General features: G+C 42.8%; 17 protein-coding genes and 1 pseudogene. 3 read left to right on the top strand and 15 right to left on the bottom strand.

Going from position 1 to position 18,875, the window contains the following annotated elements; genetic code table 11:
• Window positions 1-63: 63 nt before the first annotated feature.
• The 8 genes and pseudogenes from rodA to leuS all read right to left on the bottom strand — a co-directional run bounded on the left by rodA (window position 64) and on the right by leuS (window position 9,007).
• Window positions 64-1,176, bottom strand: a complete 1,113-nt coding sequence (gene rodA, locus BCU91_RS17980; protein WP_102477087.1) for a rod shape-determining protein RodA — start codon at window positions 1,174-1,176, stop codon at window positions 64-66.
• Complete coding sequence (mrdA, locus tag BCU91_RS17975) at window positions 1,173-3,029, bottom strand: penicillin-binding protein 2 (RefSeq protein ID WP_102477088.1); 1,857 nt, start codon at window positions 3,027-3,029, stop codon at window positions 1,173-1,175. The genes rodA and mrdA overlap by 4 nt, the downstream gene beginning before the upstream one ends.
• Before the next feature lie 95 nt (window positions 3,030-3,124).
• Window positions 3,125-3,595, bottom strand: coding sequence for a 23S rRNA (pseudouridine(1915)-N(3))-methyltransferase RlmH (gene rlmH, locus BCU91_RS17970; RefSeq protein WP_076543100.1), 471 nt, complete (start codon window positions 3,593-3,595; stop codon window positions 3,125-3,127).
• Window positions 3,595-3,924, bottom strand: coding sequence for a ribosome silencing factor (gene rsfS, locus BCU91_RS17965; protein WP_076543101.1), 330 nt, complete (start codon window positions 3,922-3,924; stop codon window positions 3,595-3,597). The genes rlmH and rsfS overlap by 1 nt, the downstream gene beginning before the upstream one ends.
• A gap of 230 nt (window positions 3,925-4,154) precedes the next feature.
• Window positions 4,155-4,769, bottom strand: a pseudogene (gene nadD, locus BCU91_RS17960) (nicotinate-nucleotide adenylyltransferase); the annotation flags it as partial.
• Window positions 4,766-5,797, bottom strand: a complete 1,032-nt coding sequence (gene holA / locus BCU91_RS17955) for a DNA polymerase III subunit delta (RefSeq protein ID WP_102532061.1) — start codon at window positions 5,795-5,797, stop codon at window positions 4,766-4,768. The pseudogene nadD and the gene holA, both read right to left, overlap by 4 nt.
• Window positions 5,797-6,291, bottom strand: coding sequence for an LPS assembly lipoprotein LptE (gene lptE, locus BCU91_RS17950; RefSeq protein ID WP_102438991.1), 495 nt, complete (start codon window positions 6,289-6,291; stop codon window positions 5,797-5,799). The genes holA and lptE overlap by 1 nt, the downstream gene beginning before the upstream one ends.
• Window positions 6,292-6,427: 136 nt before the next feature.
• Window positions 6,428-9,007: a leucine--tRNA ligase gene (gene leuS, locus BCU91_RS17945; RefSeq protein WP_102532073.1), complete on the bottom strand. Its 2,580-nt coding sequence runs from the start codon at window positions 9,005-9,007 to the stop codon at window positions 6,428-6,430.
• A 120-nt stretch (window positions 9,008-9,127) separates the two neighbouring features.
• On the opposite strand from leuS, the gene BCU91_RS17940 reads away from it, so the two are divergent.
• Window positions 9,128-9,628, top strand: a complete 501-nt coding sequence (locus BCU91_RS17940) for a zinc ribbon-containing protein (protein ID WP_076543105.1) — start codon at window positions 9,128-9,130, stop codon at window positions 9,626-9,628.
• 185 nt (window positions 9,629-9,813) lie between these two features.
• Here BCU91_RS17940 and BCU91_RS17935 read toward each other — a convergent pair whose 3' ends face one another.
• The 7 genes from BCU91_RS17935 to BCU91_RS17905 all read right to left on the bottom strand — a co-directional run bounded on the left by BCU91_RS17935 (window position 9,814) and on the right by BCU91_RS17905 (window position 16,480).
• Window positions 9,814-10,329, bottom strand: a complete 516-nt coding sequence (locus BCU91_RS17935) for a prepilin-type N-terminal cleavage/methylation domain-containing protein (RefSeq protein ID WP_102438989.1) — start codon at window positions 10,327-10,329, stop codon at window positions 9,814-9,816.
• 14 nt (window positions 10,330-10,343) lie between these two features.
• Window positions 10,344-11,870 carry an apolipoprotein N-acyltransferase gene (gene lnt, locus BCU91_RS17930; RefSeq protein WP_102532072.1) on the bottom strand — a complete coding sequence of 509 codons (1,527 nt, stop codon included), beginning with the start codon at window positions 11,868-11,870 and terminating at the stop codon, window positions 10,344-10,346.
• A 43-nt stretch (window positions 11,871-11,913) separates the two neighbouring features.
• Window positions 11,914-12,792 carry a CNNM family magnesium/cobalt transport protein CorC gene (corC, locus tag BCU91_RS17925; RefSeq protein ID WP_102532060.1) on the bottom strand — a complete coding sequence of 293 codons (879 nt, stop codon included), beginning with the start codon at window positions 12,790-12,792 and terminating at the stop codon, window positions 11,914-11,916.
• Between the two features lie 51 nt (window positions 12,793-12,843).
• Entirely contained in the window at window positions 12,844-13,308 is a 465-nt protein-coding gene (gene ybeY / locus BCU91_RS17920) for an rRNA maturation RNase YbeY (protein ID WP_102477091.1), read from the bottom strand.
• On the bottom strand, window positions 13,298-14,404 hold the full coding sequence (locus tag BCU91_RS17915; protein ID WP_102532059.1) for a PhoH family protein: 1,107 nt from the start codon (window positions 14,402-14,404) through the stop codon (window positions 13,298-13,300). Before BCU91_RS17915 ends, ybeY begins: the two co-directional genes overlap by 11 nt.
• A gap of 133 nt (window positions 14,405-14,537) precedes the next feature.
• Window positions 14,538-15,968 (bottom strand): tRNA (N6-isopentenyl adenosine(37)-C2)-methylthiotransferase MiaB, encoded by a 1,431-nt coding sequence (gene miaB / locus BCU91_RS17910; protein WP_102438981.1) that lies wholly within the window; start codon window positions 15,966-15,968, stop codon window positions 14,538-14,540.
• A 92-nt stretch (window positions 15,969-16,060) separates the two neighbouring features.
• On the bottom strand, window positions 16,061-16,480 hold the full coding sequence (locus tag BCU91_RS17905) for a hypothetical protein (RefSeq protein WP_102438979.1): 420 nt from the start codon (window positions 16,478-16,480) through the stop codon (window positions 16,061-16,063).
• Between the two features lie 261 nt (window positions 16,481-16,741).
• Here BCU91_RS17905 and BCU91_RS17900 point away from each other — a divergent pair, with 261 nt between their 5' ends.
• Together BCU91_RS17900 and pth are read left to right on the top strand one after the other, a co-directional pair.
• Complete coding sequence (locus BCU91_RS17900) at window positions 16,742-17,965, top strand: FAD-dependent monooxygenase (RefSeq protein WP_102532058.1); 1,224 nt, start codon at window positions 16,742-16,744, stop codon at window positions 17,963-17,965.
• Between the two features lie 262 nt (window positions 17,966-18,227).
• Window positions 18,228-18,815, top strand: a complete 588-nt coding sequence (gene pth, locus BCU91_RS17895; protein ID WP_102438975.1) for an aminoacyl-tRNA hydrolase — start codon at window positions 18,228-18,230, stop codon at window positions 18,813-18,815.
• Window positions 18,816-18,875: the final 60 nt, after the last annotated feature.

Raw genomic sequence — 18,875 nt, 5'->3', positions numbered from 1 at the left:
TGATGTCAATTCAGCTGTGCGGCAGTTTTCCTTATTAAGTTATTTCATTAGGTTTGGCTGGGATTACCTATCCACAAAGCGTCTATGGGTTTGAATACTCATCAGAATGCCAAAACCTATCATCAATGTCATCATCGAGGTGCCGCCATAACTGATTAAAGGTAAGGGCACTCCCACAACAGGTAAGATGCCAGATACCATACCAATATTGACGAAAATATAAACAAAGAAGGTTAAGGTAATACTGCCTGCCAGTAAGCGAGCAAAGGAGGTTTGCGCTCGCGATGCGATAACTAAGCCGCGGCCGATGATATACATATACAGGGCAAGTAACAGTAAACTGCCGATCAGGCCAAACTCTTCACCGATAACAGCAAAGATAAAGTCGGTATGGCGCTCTGGTAAAAACTCAAGTTGTGATTGTGAGCCTTGCAGCCAGCCTTTACCCCATAGACCACCTGAGCCAATGGCGATTTTCGATTGAATAATATGATAACCCGCGCCGAGAGGGTCGCGCTCAGGATCAAACAAGGTCATCACCCTAGTGCGCTGATAGTCGTGCATTAAGAAGTACCACAGTACCGGTAAAAAGGCTAAAACCGCGGTCACACAACTGCCGACAATTACCCAGCTCATGCCTGATAAAAACAGCACAAAAATCCCCGAAGCGGCGACCAAAATTGAGGTGCCTAAATCAGGTTGCTTAGCAATCAGTAACGTAGGAATTAGCAGAATAACCAAACCACCGGCTAAATAACGTTTTTTCGGTGGTAGCGGAAATTTACTGATGTACCACGCCATAGTAATAGGGAAGGCGAGTTTGATAAGTTCTGATGGCTGAAACTCCATAAAGCCTAAGTTTAGCCAGCGCTGTGCGCCCTTATTAATGGTGCCAAAAAAGTGTACCCCAAGCAGTAGGATGATACCTGCCACGTAAATGGGTAAAGCCCAGCGCCTGAGAATTTCAGGGTTTATTTGGGCAAAGATAAACATGACAAATAATGACAAGCCAAAGCGGGTTAATTGCCTTTCCATCATGGCAAAGTCTTCACCGCTGGCAGAATAAATCACAAACAAGCCAAAAATCATTAGCGCGAGTAGGCCCAACAATAACGGTAAGTCTATGTGTAGTTTTTGCCAAATAGTCTGTTTGTGTGGGTGGTGTGAGGTATTCATTGTTCCACCATCCATTGATCTCGTAACATGTATTCATCCAATAGCGCCCGGGCGACAGGTCCAGCATTGACTCCGCCCCAGCCAGCATTTTCAATAACCACCGCGAGAACAATCTTAGGGTTTTCATAAGGCGCGTAGGCAATAATTAAGGCGTTATCTCGTAAAAACTCTGACACGGTATCAGCATCGTATTTTTCATCTTGGGCAACACTAAATACCTGCGCAGTACCGGTTTTCATTGCTGCGGTATATTTGGCATCAGTAAAGCGAGACTTATCAGCCGTTTTTCGCATCGCTTCGTTAATGATTTCCCAGTTATTATCATCGTTTAATTTTATTGGTTCACGCTCATCAATCGGGGTATCGATTTTAGCTGTGTCATCTTTAAATGATTTTAATAAATGCGGCGTATAACGGGTGCCGTGATTGGCTAAAATGGTGGCGGCATTAGCAAGCTGTAATGGTGTTGAGGTCCAGTAGCCTTGACCAATACCCACCGAAATCGTATCACCAATATACCAAGGCTGATTGTAACGCATGCGCTTCCAATCTTTTGATGGCATGATGCCGTTGGCTTCTTCGTAGATATCAATGCCACTTGATTCGCCAAAACCAAATTGGTTCATGAAATCAGCAATCTTATCGACACCGACTTTATAGGCTAAGTCATAAAAGAAGGTATCACAGGAGTCCATGATGGCACTGTATACATCAACCCAGCCGTGGCCCCAGCGTTTCCAGTCGCGGTATTTACGTTCGACATTGGGGATTTGCCAAAAGCCTGGATCCCAGATGCGGGTTTTTTCGCTAATGGCTTTTTGTTCTAAGCCCAGTAGTGCAATATGCGGTTTTACTGTTGATGCTGGTGAGTATTGGCCTTGGGTTGCACGGTTGATAAGAGGGCGTGATTTATCGTTTAGTAGTGCGTTATACGCCTTGCTGCTAATACCGTGAACAAATAAATTAGGGTCATAACTTGGGCTTGATACCATCGCAAGTACGCCGCCATCTTGTGGATCGATTGCAACCACTGAGCCGCGGCGACCATCTAATAGTTCCATAGCTTTTTGCTGTAGTTTTAAATCTAAGGTGAGGTAAATATCTTGCCCAGGCGTTGGCGGGGTCACCTTCAAGGTGCGGATCACGCGGCCACGGTTATTCACTTCTTCTTCAAGGTGACCAGGGGTGCCTAATAATAGGCTCTCATAGAACTTTTCAATCCCCTGTTTGCCAATATCATTAGTGGCGGCGTAATTTTTCCAGGTACCCGATTTTTCAAGAGATGCGCGATCACGGGTGTTAATTTTACCCACATAACCCAATACGTGAGTCATCAAATCTTCATAGGGATAATGGCGTTTAAGGCCTGCTTCGACTCTAAAACCGGGGAATTGATGTTGGTTAACACTGAATGCGGCAACTTGCTCTTCAGTTAATCGGCTTTTGATGGTTAATGGTTTAAAGCGGCGATGATAACGTAATCTTTCAGTGATACTTTCACGCTCTTCTTCAGTAAGGGCAATAACCTCATTGAGTTTATCTAGGGTCGCAGTAATATCTTTAGACTTTTCTGGGATGACTTCTAGGGTATAAAACGGCTGGTTTTCAGCAAGCAGTTGGCCGTTACGGTCGTAGATTAAGCCGCGACTCGGGGCTACGGGCACAACGCGGATACGGTTGTCATTAGAGCGGGTTTCATAATCAGTGTATGAGACAACTTGCAGTTGATAAAGGTTAGACAGTAAAACACTGATGAGAATAAACACGCACAGGAAAGTGAACAAAGCACGACGTTTGAATAGCGACGCCTCGGCAGCGTGGTCGTGCATGGCAATGCGCTTTTTTGGCGACACTTAAGCTTTCTCCGATGAGATTCAGGCTAATAAATTCAGATTTGTTATATTAGCTGAATTAGCTTTGCTTTTACCAGAGCCTTGACCAATAAGGTTTACTCTCTATGGTAGGGGTGGTTGTTATTTATACTCCATGCTCGATAAAGGCTTTCGGCAACCAGTACTCGAACTAATGGATGGGGCAAAGTGAGGGCGGATAAACACCAGCTTTGGCTTGCAGCAGCTTTGCATGCTGGCGCAAGACCTTCAGGACCGCCAATCAATAAACTGACATCACGGCCATCAAGCTGCCATTTGCTGAGTTGCTCGGCAAGTTGTGGGGTTTCCCAGTTCTTACCAGGCAAGTCTAGGCTTACAATGTGATTGCCTTTGGGTACTGCTGCTAGCATTAGTTCGCCTTCTTTTTGAAGAATGCGTGCTATATCAGCATTTTTACCGCGCTTTCCTGCGGGGATCTCAATCAACTCTAACGCCATATCACGAGGAAAACGACGTTGGTATTCTTCAAATCCGCGGGTTACCCAATCTGGCATCTTGGTGCCAACAGCAATCAGTTGTAACTTCATTATGCGTTGTTTTCAGACCATAGTTTTTCTAGATCATAAAACTCACGTGTTTGGTCTTGCATTACATGTAAGATTACGCCACCTAGATCAACCAGTACCCATTCACTGCTCTCACGACCTTCAACACCTAATGGTTGTAAGCCTGCAGTTTTAGATTCAACGATCATATTTTCCGCAATTGCGCGAACGTGTGTTTTTGATGTGCCAGAGCAAATAACCATAAAATCAGTGATTTGTGATTGTTCTGCAACGTCTAATACCACAACGTCTTTGGCTTTCAGGTCATCGATTTTATCGATAACAAAATCTTTTAATTCCGTGCTCTGCACGTCACTTACCTCGATATATAAAAATAACGGGGCATTATACGCAAAATACCTATGCGAGCGCAATTGAAGCTGAAATTGATTTTAACAGCAGCGATTTTTGAGGCGGGAATTACGAGGGGTTAACGGTAAAGTTGATGTTGTAAAATATAGGCTTGGATGCACGCTGGGAGTTTTTTATTTAATGAGCCTTTTGCTAATTTCAAAGAGCCATCAGCGGAAAAATGAGTGCTTTGTGCGAGTAGTTTAGTGCTTTGGGTGGGTAAGTGAGTTTCGTTAGCCATTAACTGAGTCAGCTGCGCCCTTATTTCAGTAGAGGAGATATCTTGCAAGGTCACTTCAACTGGAAATATATTGCCAACTTTAGCCTCAATCGACTCAGCTTGCTGACAATCTACTTGCTTTTGTTTAAGCAGTTGCATCATCGGATGGTCATGGCTCGCTGACCAACCAGGGCGGCGACAAACCACCAAATGGCACAGGGCAAATAATTGCTGCCATTGATACCATGACGCTAGCTGAATAAAAGAGTCTGTGCCCATTATGAAATAAAATTGATGCTGGGGATAACGCTGGGTTAATAACTCAAGAGTGGTCACAGTGTAAGATGGACTATCACGATTAATTTCGATATCACACACTTCAAGCTCATCATATTGCTGACAAACTAACTCAGCCATAGCTAAGCGTTGCTCACTGCTAACTTTAGTGGTTTGTTTGTGAGGCGGGATATGATTAGGCATTAGCCAAATTTTGTCTAAATTGAGCTGTTGTTTTACTTCAATGGCAGGTTTGATATGACCATAATGAATGGGATCAAAGGTGCCGCCTAAAATCCCAATCTTCATGTTTGCAGTTCTATATGGGCTAATCGTCTGTGGGCATTAGGATCAAATAACAGACTTAAATGGCTGATAGCGGTCCAATCTTCTACCCCATGCTGCTTGAGGTTGCACTCAATTTTTGAGGCAAAGGCTAGCATGTGTTCGATTTGACTGAGGCTCAGTCGGGTTAATGCCGCTTGATAAAAGGGTTTACGCTTATCCCAAATACGATGTTTAGACCATAAACTATTCAGTTGCTCGCCTTGCTCTACTGCAGATTTTAAACTGAGTAATACATTTAACTCTTTAAACAATGCCCACATTAGAATTGGCATCGCAGTGCCTTCAGCATTAAGCTGTACCAACATATGCTGGGCATGTTTTTGGTGGTTTCCTAGTAGCGCATCGGTTAACTGAAACACAGTAAAGCGCGACTGATCTTCAAAATAATCGTTTAAATGATCGCTGTGGATTGGCTTATCAGGGCTGAGTAATTGCAATAATTGCAAGGCTTGCTCAGCAGCCAACAAATTACCTTCAAACAAGTTAAACAGCATGGCTTTGGCGTCCATCTGCACCTGTAACTTGTAAAAATGAATGCGATTATCTAACCAGCGCTGGAACTGTTTCCCTTCAGGGGTAGCGCAAGGTAAATAAATACCGTCGTTATCAAGGGATTTAAACCATTTGCTTTTGGTTTCAGCAGATATCTTTGGCCCATGGATAATCAGAATAATATCCGGATTAGGATTTTGCATCATGGCTGTTAACGCTGCCGAACCTTCGGTGCCAGGTTTTGCTTGGGGAAGCGTCAACTCGATGATGCGGCGACTGGCAAATAAACTCATTGATTGCCACTCTTGTTGCAAATCATTCCAGCTAAAGCTGTTGTCTTGAGTTAAATGTACCCGCTCTTCAAAACCTTGTTTTTTAGCCGCGCTGAGAATTTGCGCTTTGCAGTTTTCAATTAACCATGGGTCGTCACCAAAGAGTAAATAACAACCATGGAGTGTTTTGAGATGCTGATTTAATTGATCTGGGTAAACCCGCATCAATTCACCTCGATTGAGGCCAGAGTTTGGATAATATTATCAGCCGCTTGAATACGCATTTCTTTGACTAACATTTCCATTTCTCGGCTTTTTGCTAGTGCTGTACGCGGATCGTCTTGATAATCACGGCGAATTTCAGATACGAATCGCTGTGGCTCGCTGCCTGGGAACATAACAGTGTAATTAACCACATAAATAAGCTCATACTCAGCTACGTTACCCGTAGGATATAAAGACAGGGTAGCACGCTCTAGTGAGTCATTGATGAGGCTTAAAGTGGGTGTTTCATCTGATGCGGGTACGGTTGCCACACGGTGAATACGTAAGCGTTCATTAACTAGACGGGTCAGTTCACTGTATTGGTCATTGGAACGCAGGTGCAATTCTTCAAGTTCGGCAGGAATTGAATAGCTACGTTGTAATTTAAAGCCGCAACCAGCACTGGTCATAATGACGAGCGCCAACAAGGCCAAGTTAATGCGTTTAATTAGCATCACTGTTTTTGGCATCCTTTAACTGTACATGCATAAGATGGGTATTAGGTTACACCTTTAACTTTATGAAGGCGACGAATGACGAGGCTAATTGCTTGTCATTTGTCACCTTCAAGCTATCGTTACTTATAAATGATTAATTAGCAACGATGTTTAGCAGTTTGCCTGGTACATAAATCACTTTGCGTACGGTGACGCCATCAGTGAATTTTTGTACGTTTTCATCAGCTAAACCTAGGGCTTCTACTTCTTCTTTAGCAGCATCTGCAGCTACTGTGATTTTAGCACGCAGCTTACCGTTAACTTGCACGATAATCAGTTTGCTGTCTTCAACTAGTGCTGACTCATCAACTGTTGGCCATAGGCTATCTTCGATATCAGTTTGGTTACCTAAGGCTGTCCACATGCTGAAACAAGTATGTGGGATGATTGGGTAAAGCAAACGTGTTACTGCTGATAATGCTTCTTGCATCAGGGCTCTGTCTTGCTCATTAGCAGACGGGGCTTTTTGCAACTTGTTCATCAGTTCCATGATAGCGGCAATGGCGGTATTGAACATTTGACGGCGTTCAACATCATCACTGACTTTAGCAATGGTTTTATGTAATTCACGACGAAGTGCTTTTTGATTGTTATCAAGTGCTTTAGGGTCAAGTTCAACCACATCACCTTGAGCGATATGATCATGAGCTGTTTTCCAGAAACGCTTAATGAATCGATGTGCGCCTTCAACGCTTGATTCTTGCCACTCAAGGGTTAACTCAGGTGGGGCTGCAAACATCATGAATAAACGCACGGTGTCAGCACCGTATTTATCAACCATTTCTTGTGGGTCGATACCGTTATTCTTAGACTTAGACATCTTGCTCATGCCGGTATAAACCAGTTCATGACCTTCACCGTCTACCGCTTTTACTACACGGCCTTTATCGTCAGTTTCTTGTACTGTAACGTCAGATGGTGAAACCCAAACGCGGGCGCCTTTCTCGTTGTTATAGTAATAAGCATCAGCCAATACCATACCTTGAGTCAGTAAGCGTTTGGCTGGCTCATCAGAGTCAACTAAACCAATATCACGTAGCAACTTGTGGAAGAAGCGGAAGTATAGCAAATGCATACAAGCATGCTCGATACCGCCAATATATTGATCCACTGGTAACCAGTAGTTTGCTTTAGCAGGATCAAGCATTTGATCTGCATGGGGGCTACAGTAACGGGCGTAATACCAAGATGATTCCATAAAGGTATCAAAGGTATCAGTTTCACGCAGTGCTGGCTGGCCATTTACCGTGGTTTTAGCCCACTCTTTGTCAGCTTTTATCGGGCTTTGAATACCATCCATTACCACATCTTCAGGTAATACAACCGGCAGTTGCTCAGCTGGTGTTGGCATTACGGTGCCATCTTCAAGCGTAACCATAGGGATAGGAGCGCCCCAGTAGCGTTGACGCGATACCCCCCAGTCACGCAGACGGAAGTTCACTTGACGCTTACCTTTACCTTCAGCAGTCAGTTTGGCATCAATAGCATCGAATGCAGCTTGGAACTCTAAACCGTCAAACTCACCTGAATTAAATAGCACGCCTTTATCAGTAAAGGCAGCTTCACTGATATCCACATCGCTATCAGCAGGCTTGATCACAGCTTCAATGGTTAAACCGTATTTTTTAGCAAACTCATAATCACGTTGGTCATGGGCTGGAACTGACATTACTGCGCCAGTACCGTAGTTCATTAATACAAAGTTACCGACCCAAATAGGCACTTCTTTGCCGGTTAATGGGTGGATTGCATTAAGACCGGTCGCAACGCCTTTCTTTTCCATTGCAGCCATAGCCGCTTCGGTAGTATCAACGTTTTTACATTCTTCAATGAATGCAGCAAGCTCAGGGTTATTCTTTGCTGCAGCTTCAGCAAGAGGGTGACCACTGGCAATTGCAACATAGGTTACGCCCATCACGGTATCAGGACGAGTGGTATAGATATCAAAGCTATCGTCACTGCCAGCAACACCGAAAGTCATTTCAATCCCTTCACTGCGGCCAATCCAGTTACGTTGCATCGCCTTAACTTGCTCAGGCCATTCATCTAACTTATCGATATCGTTTAATAGCTCTTCAGCGTAATCGGTGATTTTAATGAACCACTGAGGGATTTCTTTTTGAACCACCTCAGTGTCACAACGCCAACAGCAACCGTCTTGTACTTGCTCGTTAGCCAGTACTGTTTCATCGTTTGGACACCAGTTAACTGAGGCGGTCTTTTTGTAGACTAAGCCTTTTTCAAATAACTGGGTGAAGAACCATTGTTCCCACTGGTAATACTCAGGGGTGCAAGTCGCGATTTCACGACTCCAATCATAACCAAAGCCTAATAGCTTAAGTTGGTTCTTCATGTAGTCGATATTTTCATAAGTCCATGGCGCAGGCGCAGTCTTATTATTGATTGCGGCATTCTCTGCAGGTAGACCAAATGAGTCCCAACCGATAGGTTGTAACACATTTTTACCTTGCAAACGTTGGTAACGAGCAACAACATCACCTATGGTGTAGTTACGCACGTGTCCCATGTGAAGTCGGCCTGATGGATAAGGGAACATAGAGAGACAGTAAAATTTCTCTTTGTTTGCATCTTCAGTTACTTCGAAGGTTTTTTTGTCTTCCCAGTGCTTTTGCACCAAGGCTTCAATTTCTGAGGGATTATATTGCTCTTGCATCACTCTATTCCGGCCAATGCCGCCCATTGTTTGATCTAGCGCTAAAAAGCGCGAGTAAGATCTGCATAGAATAAACTAGAAGTGATGCATTAAAAAGGTTCAGATGAAGGAGTATTTACTATGAGTGGACGAAGTTCAGCGTTATTAGCACTATATAAGACGCTTTTTGAGCAAGTTAAGAAACAATATGATGAAGATAACTCATTGACGGCAAAGAGCCTTTTTGCTTCTGTGACCCAGTGTAAAGATTATTTGCAATTAAAGTCAGCCGCCGATGCCGAGGAGCTTGCTTTAGCAGAAGATTTTTTAAAGCGTGACATCGCCAGCTACATAAAAGAGGAAAATGCCGATAACCTCAGTTTTAGCCCAACTGTCATTGGTATTGAAAACACCTTATGGCACTGGCTGGGTGAAATTACTGATCGCAGCCAAGTAGAGTGGCATGAAATTGCCCAAGACTTTAAGCATCAGGGTTTTTATATGTCAGGGGAGGTGATTAACCAAGGTAAAGTGATTTGTACTGAGTGTAATCATGAAATGAAAATTGAATTCCCCAGTATTATTCCAGATTGCCCACAATGCGATAATGAAATGTTCACTCGAGAAGCGCTAACGCCTTAAAGCGCTGCCTATTTCAAACAATAGCACGATTTTAGAGATTGTTTGAGACAGCAACTATGCTAGCTGACTTAAGTGGCATAGTGTTTTACGTTTTATGTTTATGTAATAGTGTTTTACGTCTTATGTTTATGCAATAGTGTTTTATGGTCAATTTTTTATCGATTAACTGAGTTTAAAGCGCATATTTAGCAACCCGAGGTGCTAACTTGGTATGTTGGCGGGTTAGCTTCACTACTGGCCTGGGTGTACAAAAAATAGCAGTTGTCATCACGCACTTCACCATCGTCATTGAGATCATATCCAATATAGGTTTCAGGTGCACCTCGATATTGGATTTCCCAATCGTCCATCGACACAATCCATTTTTCGATATCAGTATTATCAAGATAACCGTTTATTAAACGGGTATTGAAACTGCCATCGCCTTCTAAATCGATATCGGTTAAATCATCACGACCTGGAACACTTCGGGTAGAAATACTGGGCATTTGCGTGCGTGCATAAACGAGGGTATTAGCTGCTTTAACGCTGCTCTGTAATTGTGATAATGCGTTAATTCGGGCTTCAGTGGCAAAGTTGATAAACTTTGGCGCAGCAATAATGGCAATGACGGCCAAAATGATAATGACCACCACTAACTCAATTAATGTAAATCCATTTGGATTGAATATATTTGGCTTAACTGGCAATGCTTGCTGCAATCATGGCCTCCTTGCTATTTTTTTCTGCCTTTGTTTAATAATAGTTGATATATAAAACTAAATAAAATTATCAAGCTACATAATATGAGTAACGGTGTTTGGCCTATTCGCTTAAACCAAGTTTCACCGTCATATAAGGCAACGTCAGCCACTAATACTCCAGATTTGAACTGTGGCAGTTGGTGAGTAATACGGCCTTTAATATCGACCACAGCGGTAACACCGTTGTTGGTGGCTCTGACTAAGGGGCGCCCCAACTCAATTGCGCGCATTTGGGCTATTTCCATGTGTTGCAGTGGCCCGATAGAGTCACCAAACCAGGCATCATTAGACACTGTGAGTAAAAAATCAGTGTCTTTATTCACATTGGCGCGTAATTGCTCAGGAAAGACGATTTCGTAGCATAAAGCCGGTGCCACTTGATAGCCTAAAGCATTAAGGTTTTTTTGCTCATAGGTGCCACGTGCAAAAGATGACATGGGTAAATTAAAAAACGGGGCTATTGGGCGTAAAAGGCTTTCAAAAGGGACAAACTCACCTATTGGTAATAGATGATGTTTCTTGTAATCATTAATGCCACTTCCAACGTAATCGCCCTCAGTCTGCTGAGGATGATAGGCATTGCCCAATACAATTAATGAGTTATAAAAGTCATTTTGTTGCATGCTAATAATACCGGTAATGATGGCGCTATTATTTAAATTAGCCACCTTGTCGGTATTATGTAAAAAGTCTGCCACCATAGCTTCAGGCGCTGGAATCGCGGCTTCAGGCCAAATGATGATATCAGCATCAAAATTAGGCCGACTTAAATCCATATACTTGAGTAAAGTTGGCCATAGTGCGTCAGGCTCCCACTTCATACTTTGCTCAATATTGCCTTGTACTAAAGCCACTTTAACCGTTTCATTTCGTGGGCTTATGTCGGAGATGTGCGGCGCAAGGTAAGTGCTGATAAATATCAAAGAGAATATGATGATAACACTGGCAAAACGTTGATATAACACCAGTGCGATACTGCCACAAACCAGTGCGATAACATAACTTAAGCCTAATGCGCCAATTATACTGCCAAGCTCTGACAATGGCCCTTGGGTTTGACTGTAGCCTGCCCATAACCAAGGGAAACCTGTGAGAACCCAACCGCGCATCCACTCGGTAAATACCCACAGTGCGGGGAATAACCCTAAGTAACGAAAATAAACTTGCCAGCCTTGAGTTTGCTGATATTGGGACAGTTTCGCAGTGAGATAACCTGCTAGCGCTGGAAATAAGGCCAGATAAAGCGCCAATATTGCCATTAATGCCATTGATACTATTAGCGGTAAACCACCAAAGGTATCAATGCTGACATGTACCCAACTAATGCCAAATGCAAAACAGCCAAAGCCGAAGCTTAACCAATGAAAGAAGTTTTCTTTCGGGGTTAGGCTGCGACTTTGCCATAAAACAAACAGCATTGCTGCGGGGTAAAAAGCCCAAATAGCGTAGGGGGCAAAAGCAAGTGTGGTTGAAGCACCTGCAACAAATGCAGTCACCATTTTAATCACTGATGACTTGGAAAGTTTATTTTTTAGCACAGAGTTAGTCGTCGAGTTCTTCTAGCAGTTTTTGATCGGGTAACTTCACACTAAGTTGAATTAAACGTCTGGTGTCAGCATTGGTGACTTTAAACTCGATATTATCGATAACGACAGTTTCATTTCGCTCTGGTAAGTGACCAAATGCGTGTGAAACTAAGCCGCCTACGGTATCAAATTCTTCGTCGCTAAATTGGGTGCCACAAGCGTCATTAAATTCATGAATCGGTGTACGTGCTTTAATCATAAACACGGTGTTACTGATCTTTTTGATTTCGGTATCTTCTACTGAACTATGATCGAACTCGTCTTCGATTTCACCGACGATTTCTTCTAAGATATCTTCAATCGTCACTAGACCGGATACACCGCCATATTCATCGACCACGATGGCCATATGATATCGCTGGGAGCGGAATTCTTTTAGCAGTACATCAACGCGTTTGCTTTCAGGCACAACAACCGCAGGCCTGATGACTTGATGCAATGAGAAAGGTTGAGCTGATTGTTTGAAACCATATTTAAGTAAATCTTTTGCAAGCAAAATACCTTCAATATGATCTTTATCCTCGTTGACCACAGGAAAACGGGAGTGTGCAGACTCAATGACTGTTTCTAGTAGCTCTTCAACAGTGCTATCGATTTGCAATGTGACTATTTGGCTTCGAGGGATCATGATGTCGCGTACCCGCAACCCTGATACTTCTAATACGCCATTCATCATTTCGCGGGTGTCTTCAGTAATTAAAGAGCGCTCTTCTGCGCCAGCAATTACATCAACTAAGTCTTCGCGATTTTGAGGTTCGCCCTGAAACATCTGACTAATTTTGCCAATCCAGTTCTTCTTACGGGCGTTGGTACTCGGTGGGATGTCGTCACTCATAATATTTTACTAAATCAAAATCAGCATGTTATATGCAGTCGTCTGATTTATTTACGCTTCCTTATATGGATTTGAAAAACCTAAGCCTTCAATGAGTTGAGTCTCTAATGACTCCATTTCTTCAGCTTCATTATCGATAATATGGTCATAGCCTAGTAAATGCAAGCAGCCGTGAATAACCATATGGGCCCAATGTGCGACAAGGGGCTTATTTTGTTGATTTGCTTCAAGTTCTACCACCTCAGCACTAATGATGAGATCGCCTAATAGCGGTAACTCAATCCCTGGAGGCGCTTCAAAGGGGAAAGACAATACATTAGTCGGCTTGTCTTTACCACGGTAAGTATTATTAAGTTGCTGGCTTTCAGTATTTTCAACAATTCTGATGGTCAGTTCAGCTTGCGCCATAGTGTTACCAAGGGCTGTCGCTACCCATAGCTCAAATTCACTTCGGCTGGGGAGCTTACTGCTGTCAGTAACGGCAATTTGCAGATCTAAATCAAGTTTAAGACTCATTATTTATTGCTCCGTCTTTACTGATCTCGTTGGCGTTAACGTCCACATTGGCCATTTGTTCATTAAAGGCCGTTTGACGTTGTTTATACTGGTGCTCTTTTTCAGCTTTTTGTGCTAGCTCTTTTGAATCAAAGGCTTCATAAGCTTCGACAATTCTTGCCACAATCGGGTGACGCACCACATCTTGAGACATAAAGAAGTTGAAGCTGATTTCATCGACCTCACTCAATACTTCAATGGCTTGGCGAAGCCCTGATTTTTGACTGCGAGGCAAATCTATCTGGGTAATATCACCGGTGATCACCGCTTTCGAGTTAAAGCCGATACGGGTTAAGAACATTTTCATTTGCTCAACGGTAGTATTTTGGCTTTCATCCAATATAACAAACGCATCATTTAGGGTTCGACCACGCATATAGGCTAAAGGCGCGACTTCAATAATATTACGTTCAAGTAGCTTTTCAACTTTCTCAAAGCCCATCATTTCAAATAAGGCATCATAAAGCGGGCGTAAATAGGGATCGACTTTCTGACTTAAATCCCCTGGTAAAAAACCTAATTTTTCGCCAGCCTCAACAGCTGGGCGGGTAAGGAGTATTCGTCTTACTTCTTGTCTTTCAAGGGCATCAACAGCTGCGGCAACTGCTAAAAAGGTTTTACCGGTACCGGCAGGTCCCACACCAAAGGTAATGTCGTGTTTGGCCATATTCGCCACATACACAGACTGGTTTGGATTGCGAGGTTTGATGATGCCGCGTTTAGTTTTGATATGCAGGGTGTCATCTTCAGCCGATGATTCAGCTTCGAGGTTAATGACCTCCTGAATGGCTAAATGCACTCGCTCTGGCTCTAAATCTGGGGTGCTACCTTTAACAGTTTGGGTTTCAATGTATAGCTGTTTCAGTAAATTATTAGCATTAAAGGCATGTCTTGGCAGGCCAACGATTTTGAAATGATTATTCTTATGGATAATCTCAACACCTAAACGACGTTCAAGCTGTTTAATGTTGTCATCATATGGACCACATAATGAGGCAATTCTTCGAGTTTCAGCAGGCTCGAGGTATAAATTCATGGTAGTAACTTTAGTGGACAAAAATAATGCTCCAAAAGAAAAAGAATGCGAATAGGTATAAAAGTTAAAATACCACGGTATTAACTGAAAAGCACAATAAAGGCGGCTCGAGGCCGCCTTTATTAAATAATGATAAACCCGTTTTATGGCTAAATTAGCTGCCTGGGGTAAATTGGCTTACACCAATATCATCATCAGTTTTGTGTTTGGCTACGATATCTGACGGACGTAAACTTCGACGTAAATCCATCTCGTCTTCGCCACGAATAAATACGCCGCGCAGCGAGTTTGTATATACATCAACAATTTCAACATCCACAAAACCGCCAATACACTTAGGATCAGCTTCAAAGTTCACTACGCGGTTATTTTCAGTACGGCCGCGAAGCTCCATAGGGTTCTTAACTGAAGGGCCTTCAACTAAAATACGTTGAACAGTGCCTAACATTTGGCGGCTGTAGCGCATGGCTTGTTGGGTAATACGGTCTTGTAAAATCGCTAAGCGCTTTTTCTTTTCTTCCATGGTGACATCATCTGGCAAATCAGCCGCTGGTGTTCCTGGACGGGCGCTGTAGATAAAGCTAAAGCTGTGGTCAAAACTGACATCTTCAATCAACTTCATGGTGTCTTCAAATTCAGCATTTGACTCACCAGGGAAGCCGACAATGAAGTCGGAACTGATTTGGATATCAGGGCGCGCTTTACGTAAACGACGAATAATTGATTTATATTCAATTGCCATATGACCACGTTTCATATTAGTTAGAATGCGGTCTGATCCCGATTGCACTGGTAAATGTAAAAAACTCACCACTTCAGGGGTGTCTTCATAAACATCGATAATGTCTTGTGAAAACTCAATGGGGTTACTCGTTGTGTAACGCACACGGTCGATACCATCAATTGATGCCACTAGACGCAATAACTCTGCGAAGGTGCAAATATCATCATCATGGGTAGCACCGCGAAACGCATTCACGTTTTGACCAAGCAGGTTTACTTCACGTACACCTTGTTCAGCAAGTTGTGCGATTTCTAAAATGACATCATCAACCGGGCGGCTAACTTCTTCACCGCGGGTGTACGGCACTACGCAGAATGAACAGTATTTACTGCAGCCTTCCATAATAGACACAAACGCCGATGGACCGTCAGCGCGAGGCTCAGGTAGGCGATCGAATTTTTCAATTTCAGGAAAGCTCACATCAATAACTGCTTTATCGCCATTATTAATTTGGGTGATCATCTCAGGTAAGCGATGTAAGGTTTGTGGGCCAAAAATAATATCAACGCACTGAGCACGTTCTTTAATGGCTTTACCTTCTTGTGATGCAACACAACCACCTACACCGATAATTAGATTAGGTTTTTTGTCTTTGAGGGTTTTCCAGCGACCAAGCTGATGAAACACTTTTTCCTGCGCTTTTTCGCGAATTGAACATGTGTTTAGTAGCAGTACGTCTGCTTCTTCAGCATCCTCAGTCAAGGTATAACCTTGATAATCGTCCAGCAAGTCAGCCATTTTAGATGAATCATATTCATTCATCTGACAGCCCCAGGTCTTTATGTGTAGTTTTTTACTCATCAGTTACGCCGTTCTATTACCACAGAAAAATAGCCGAGTATTTTAACTGCACAAAGGCTCGCTGGCTAGCCTTTGTGCACACTTAAGCGGCATTATTCTGAAATGACTAATACCCCTATATTTTCAGGGTGTTTATCTATTTGGGCTAACTCATTTGATTGATTGGTAAAATAGCCAAATTGTTTCGCCATTGTGACGTTATCTTGTCTTGCTTGAACAATTATTTTTTGCGCTAGCTCTCTATTAAACTGCGTAAGCATTTCCGTGGTTTGTTGATATAAGGCATAATCGAAGGATGAACGGTGAATAACCGTAATGGTTTCCATCGGTTGTACTTCGGCTTGTGCTGTCATTGGCATAATGGCTGCGCCAGCAACAAGCCCTGCAAGTAGCGGCATAGTATAGAGTGACTTAGTAAACTTTTTTACATAACTCATTAACGTATTACGGCTGCTTGTTAGTGATTTAAGGGTTCCATTATTAGATTGTACATAGGTGCTTTGACTGAACATACTATCCTCTCTTACCTTGGCATTTAAGGGGTTGGTTGCAAGGCATGTCATACTAGACAGTCTCAGTATAAGGTAAGGTTTGGTGGTCAAAGTTTAATCAGTGTAAGCAAGTGTTGCTCAAACTCAAGATAGCAACATATCGATACGATTGAGGCGTTACAGACATCTTTGTACATAGTTTAAGTGACGCTTATTGGCACATAATAGTAGCCGCTGTCATGGCGTTTCAGTATTACAGCTTTTTATTAAGGTAAATAAACAATGCATCAAGCATCGAATGTAGTTGAACATGATGTCGTCATCGTTGGCGGAGGTATGGTGGGCGCAGCTGTAGCTGTGGGGTTAGGTCAGCTTGGCTTAAATGTTGCCATGGTTGAAGCATTCGCGCCTAAAGCCTATTTACCTGAGCAGCCCTTAGACTTACGCGTATCAGCTATTAGTGTGGCCTCTGAGCAATTACTTGAACGCTTGGGCGTAATGGAGCAATTACGCACTATGCGTCATGTGGCCTATAAAGGTTTAGAAACCTGGGAGCTCGATGATTGCATTACCCGTTTTCATGCTGATCAGATCGATGAATCACATCTGGGCTATTTTTTTGAGAACCGCTTAATTCAACTGAGTCTGTGGCAGCAAATTGAAAAGATGGACAATGTGCATTGTTATTGCCCTGATAGCGTTGCTAAGTTCGAGCGTATTGAAATGAGCAATAGTGGCGTAAAATCATTGTCTCAAGGAATGAAAGCGGCCCTTAAAAGTGGCGTTGAATTACATGCATCATTATTAGTTGGCGCAGATGGGGCTAACTCACAAGTAAGACAATGGGCCGGTATTGGTATTACTGGCTGGGATTATGCTCAGTCAGCCATGCTCATTAATGTTGAAACTGACACCGCGCAGCAAGACATAACTTGGCAACAGTTTACCCCTCAAGGGCCACGCTCATTACTGCCATTACCGGGTAATAACGCCTCATTAGTATGGTATGACAGTAATAGTCGCATTAAGCAGCTTATGCAGCTCAATCATAAACAACTGGCTGAGCAAATTAAGCTTAACTTTCCATCAAGGCTTGATGAGAACTTTACCGTTATAGCTAGAGGCAGTTTCCCGCTCACAAGACGTCATGCCCAAGATTATTGCCAAGATAATATTGTGATTTTAGGTGATGCAGCCCATACCATTAACCCGCTTGCAGGGCAGGGCGTCAATATTGGTTTTAAAGATGTCGATGTATTGATTGCAACCATTGCCGATGCAGTAGGCAATGATAAACCTTGGTGGACAGCATCTTGTTTAAAGCAGTATCAATGCAAACGTTATAGCGATAATTTATTGATGATGTCAGCAATGGATGCATTCTATGCAGGCTTTAGTAATGATTTATTACCAATAAAACTGTTAAGAAATGGGTTGTTGAAACTGGCAAACTACGATAATCCGATCAAACAGAAAGTGCTTAAATACGCATTGGGTTTAGCGTAACTTATTCTATTTAATCAGCAATCACGCCTTCCCCCACCACGCAATTTCTAATGGCGGTTAACTATATTCACTGTGAACTTTTTCACAGTGAGGTTATCCCCATTCTGTCTAATTATCACAGTGTATTTGTTGAGTTCAGTTTTGAGTGTTAAAATGCCGCGCTTTAGCGCCTTCAAATCACAAAATCTTAGTCTATAACTATTAAGATGGATAAATGATATTGAAGATAACGCAGTCATTTAACCACTGAAATTGAGTGCTAATGAGTCAAATAAAACTAATTGTCGGCCTTGCTAACCCAGGTGCAGAATACGCCCACACTCGTCATAATGCGGGTGCATGGTATGTACAAGAGTTAGCGCGTTTATGTGGCGCCACCTTAGCGCCAGACAGTAAATATTTTGGCTTAACCGCCAGAGTCACTATTGATGGTAAAGATGTGCGTCTACTTATACCTACTACGTTTATGAATTTAAGCGGTAAGTCAGTGGGCGCATTAGCGAACTTTTTTCGTATTTTACCTGAAGAGATATTAGTGGCCCATGATGAGCTTGATATGGAGCCGGGCGTTGCCAAGTTTAAATTGGGCGGTGGTCATGGTGGTCATAACGGCTTAAAAGATATTATTGCTAAGCTTGCCAATGAAAAAGGCTTTTACCGATTACGTATTGGTATTGGTCACCCTGGAGATAAAAACCGCGTCAGTGGTTATGTCTTAGGTAAAGCGCCAGCGAGCGATCAAGAAAAGATGGACGCAGCAATAGATGAAGCGGTGCGTTCAACTGAAATATTGTTTAAACAAGACATGGCGAAAGCGATGCACCGATTACACACATTCAAAGCGCTCTAATTAGCCGCGCTTTGATTATTGATTTGACACAACTTACCACTTCCTAGGTGAGTTTAATTA

The organism is Shewanella sp. 10N.286.52.B9 (assembly GCF_002873635.1).
Taxonomy (GTDB): domain Bacteria; phylum Pseudomonadota; class Gammaproteobacteria; order Enterobacterales; family Shewanellaceae; genus Shewanella.
Note: the sequence above shows the minus strand (reverse complement) of the source record. Positions and strands in the feature narration are given on the sequence as shown.

Bases quoted from the DNA above. Each gene is read 5' to 3' on its own strand.
- rodA (WP_102477087.1), bottom strand. From the start codon at position 1,176: ATGAATACCTCACACCACCCACACAAACAGACTATTTGGCAAAAACTA.
- rlmH (WP_076543100.1), bottom strand. From the start codon at position 3,595: ATGAAGTTACAACTGATTGCTGTTGGCACCAAGATGCCAGATTGGGTA.
- holA (WP_102532061.1), bottom strand. From the start codon at position 5,797: ATGCGGGTTTACCCAGATCAATTAAATCAGCATCTCAAAACACTCCAT.
- lptE (WP_102438991.1), bottom strand. From the start codon at position 6,291: ATGCTAATTAAACGCATTAACTTGGCCTTGTTGGCGCTCGTCATTATG.
- leuS (WP_102532073.1), bottom strand. From the start codon at position 9,007: ATGCAAGAGCAATATAATCCCTCAGAAATTGAAGCCTTGGTGCAAAAG.
- BCU91_RS17940 (WP_076543105.1), top strand. From the start codon at position 9,128: ATGAGTGGACGAAGTTCAGCGTTATTAGCACTATATAAGACGCTTTTT.
- lnt (WP_102532072.1), bottom strand. From the start codon at position 11,870: ATGGTGACTGCATTTGTTGCAGGTGCTTCAACCACACTTGCTTTTGCC.
- corC (WP_102532060.1), bottom strand. From the start codon at position 12,792: ATGAGTGACGACATCCCACCGAGTACCAACGCCCGTAAGAAGAACTGG.
- ybeY (WP_102477091.1), bottom strand. From the start codon at position 13,308: ATGAGTCTTAAACTTGATTTAGATCTGCAAATTGCCGTTACTGACAGC.
- miaB (WP_102438981.1), bottom strand. From the start codon at position 15,968: ATGAGTAAAAAACTACACATAAAGACCTGGGGCTGTCAGATGAATGAA.
- BCU91_RS17905 (WP_102438979.1), bottom strand. From the start codon at position 16,480: ATGTTCAGTCAAAGCACCTATGTACAATCTAATAATGGAACCCTTAAA.
- BCU91_RS17900 (WP_102532058.1), top strand. From the start codon at position 16,742: ATGCATCAAGCATCGAATGTAGTTGAACATGATGTCGTCATCGTTGGC.
- pth (WP_102438975.1), top strand. From the start codon at position 18,228: ATGAGTCAAATAAAACTAATTGTCGGCCTTGCTAACCCAGGTGCAGAA.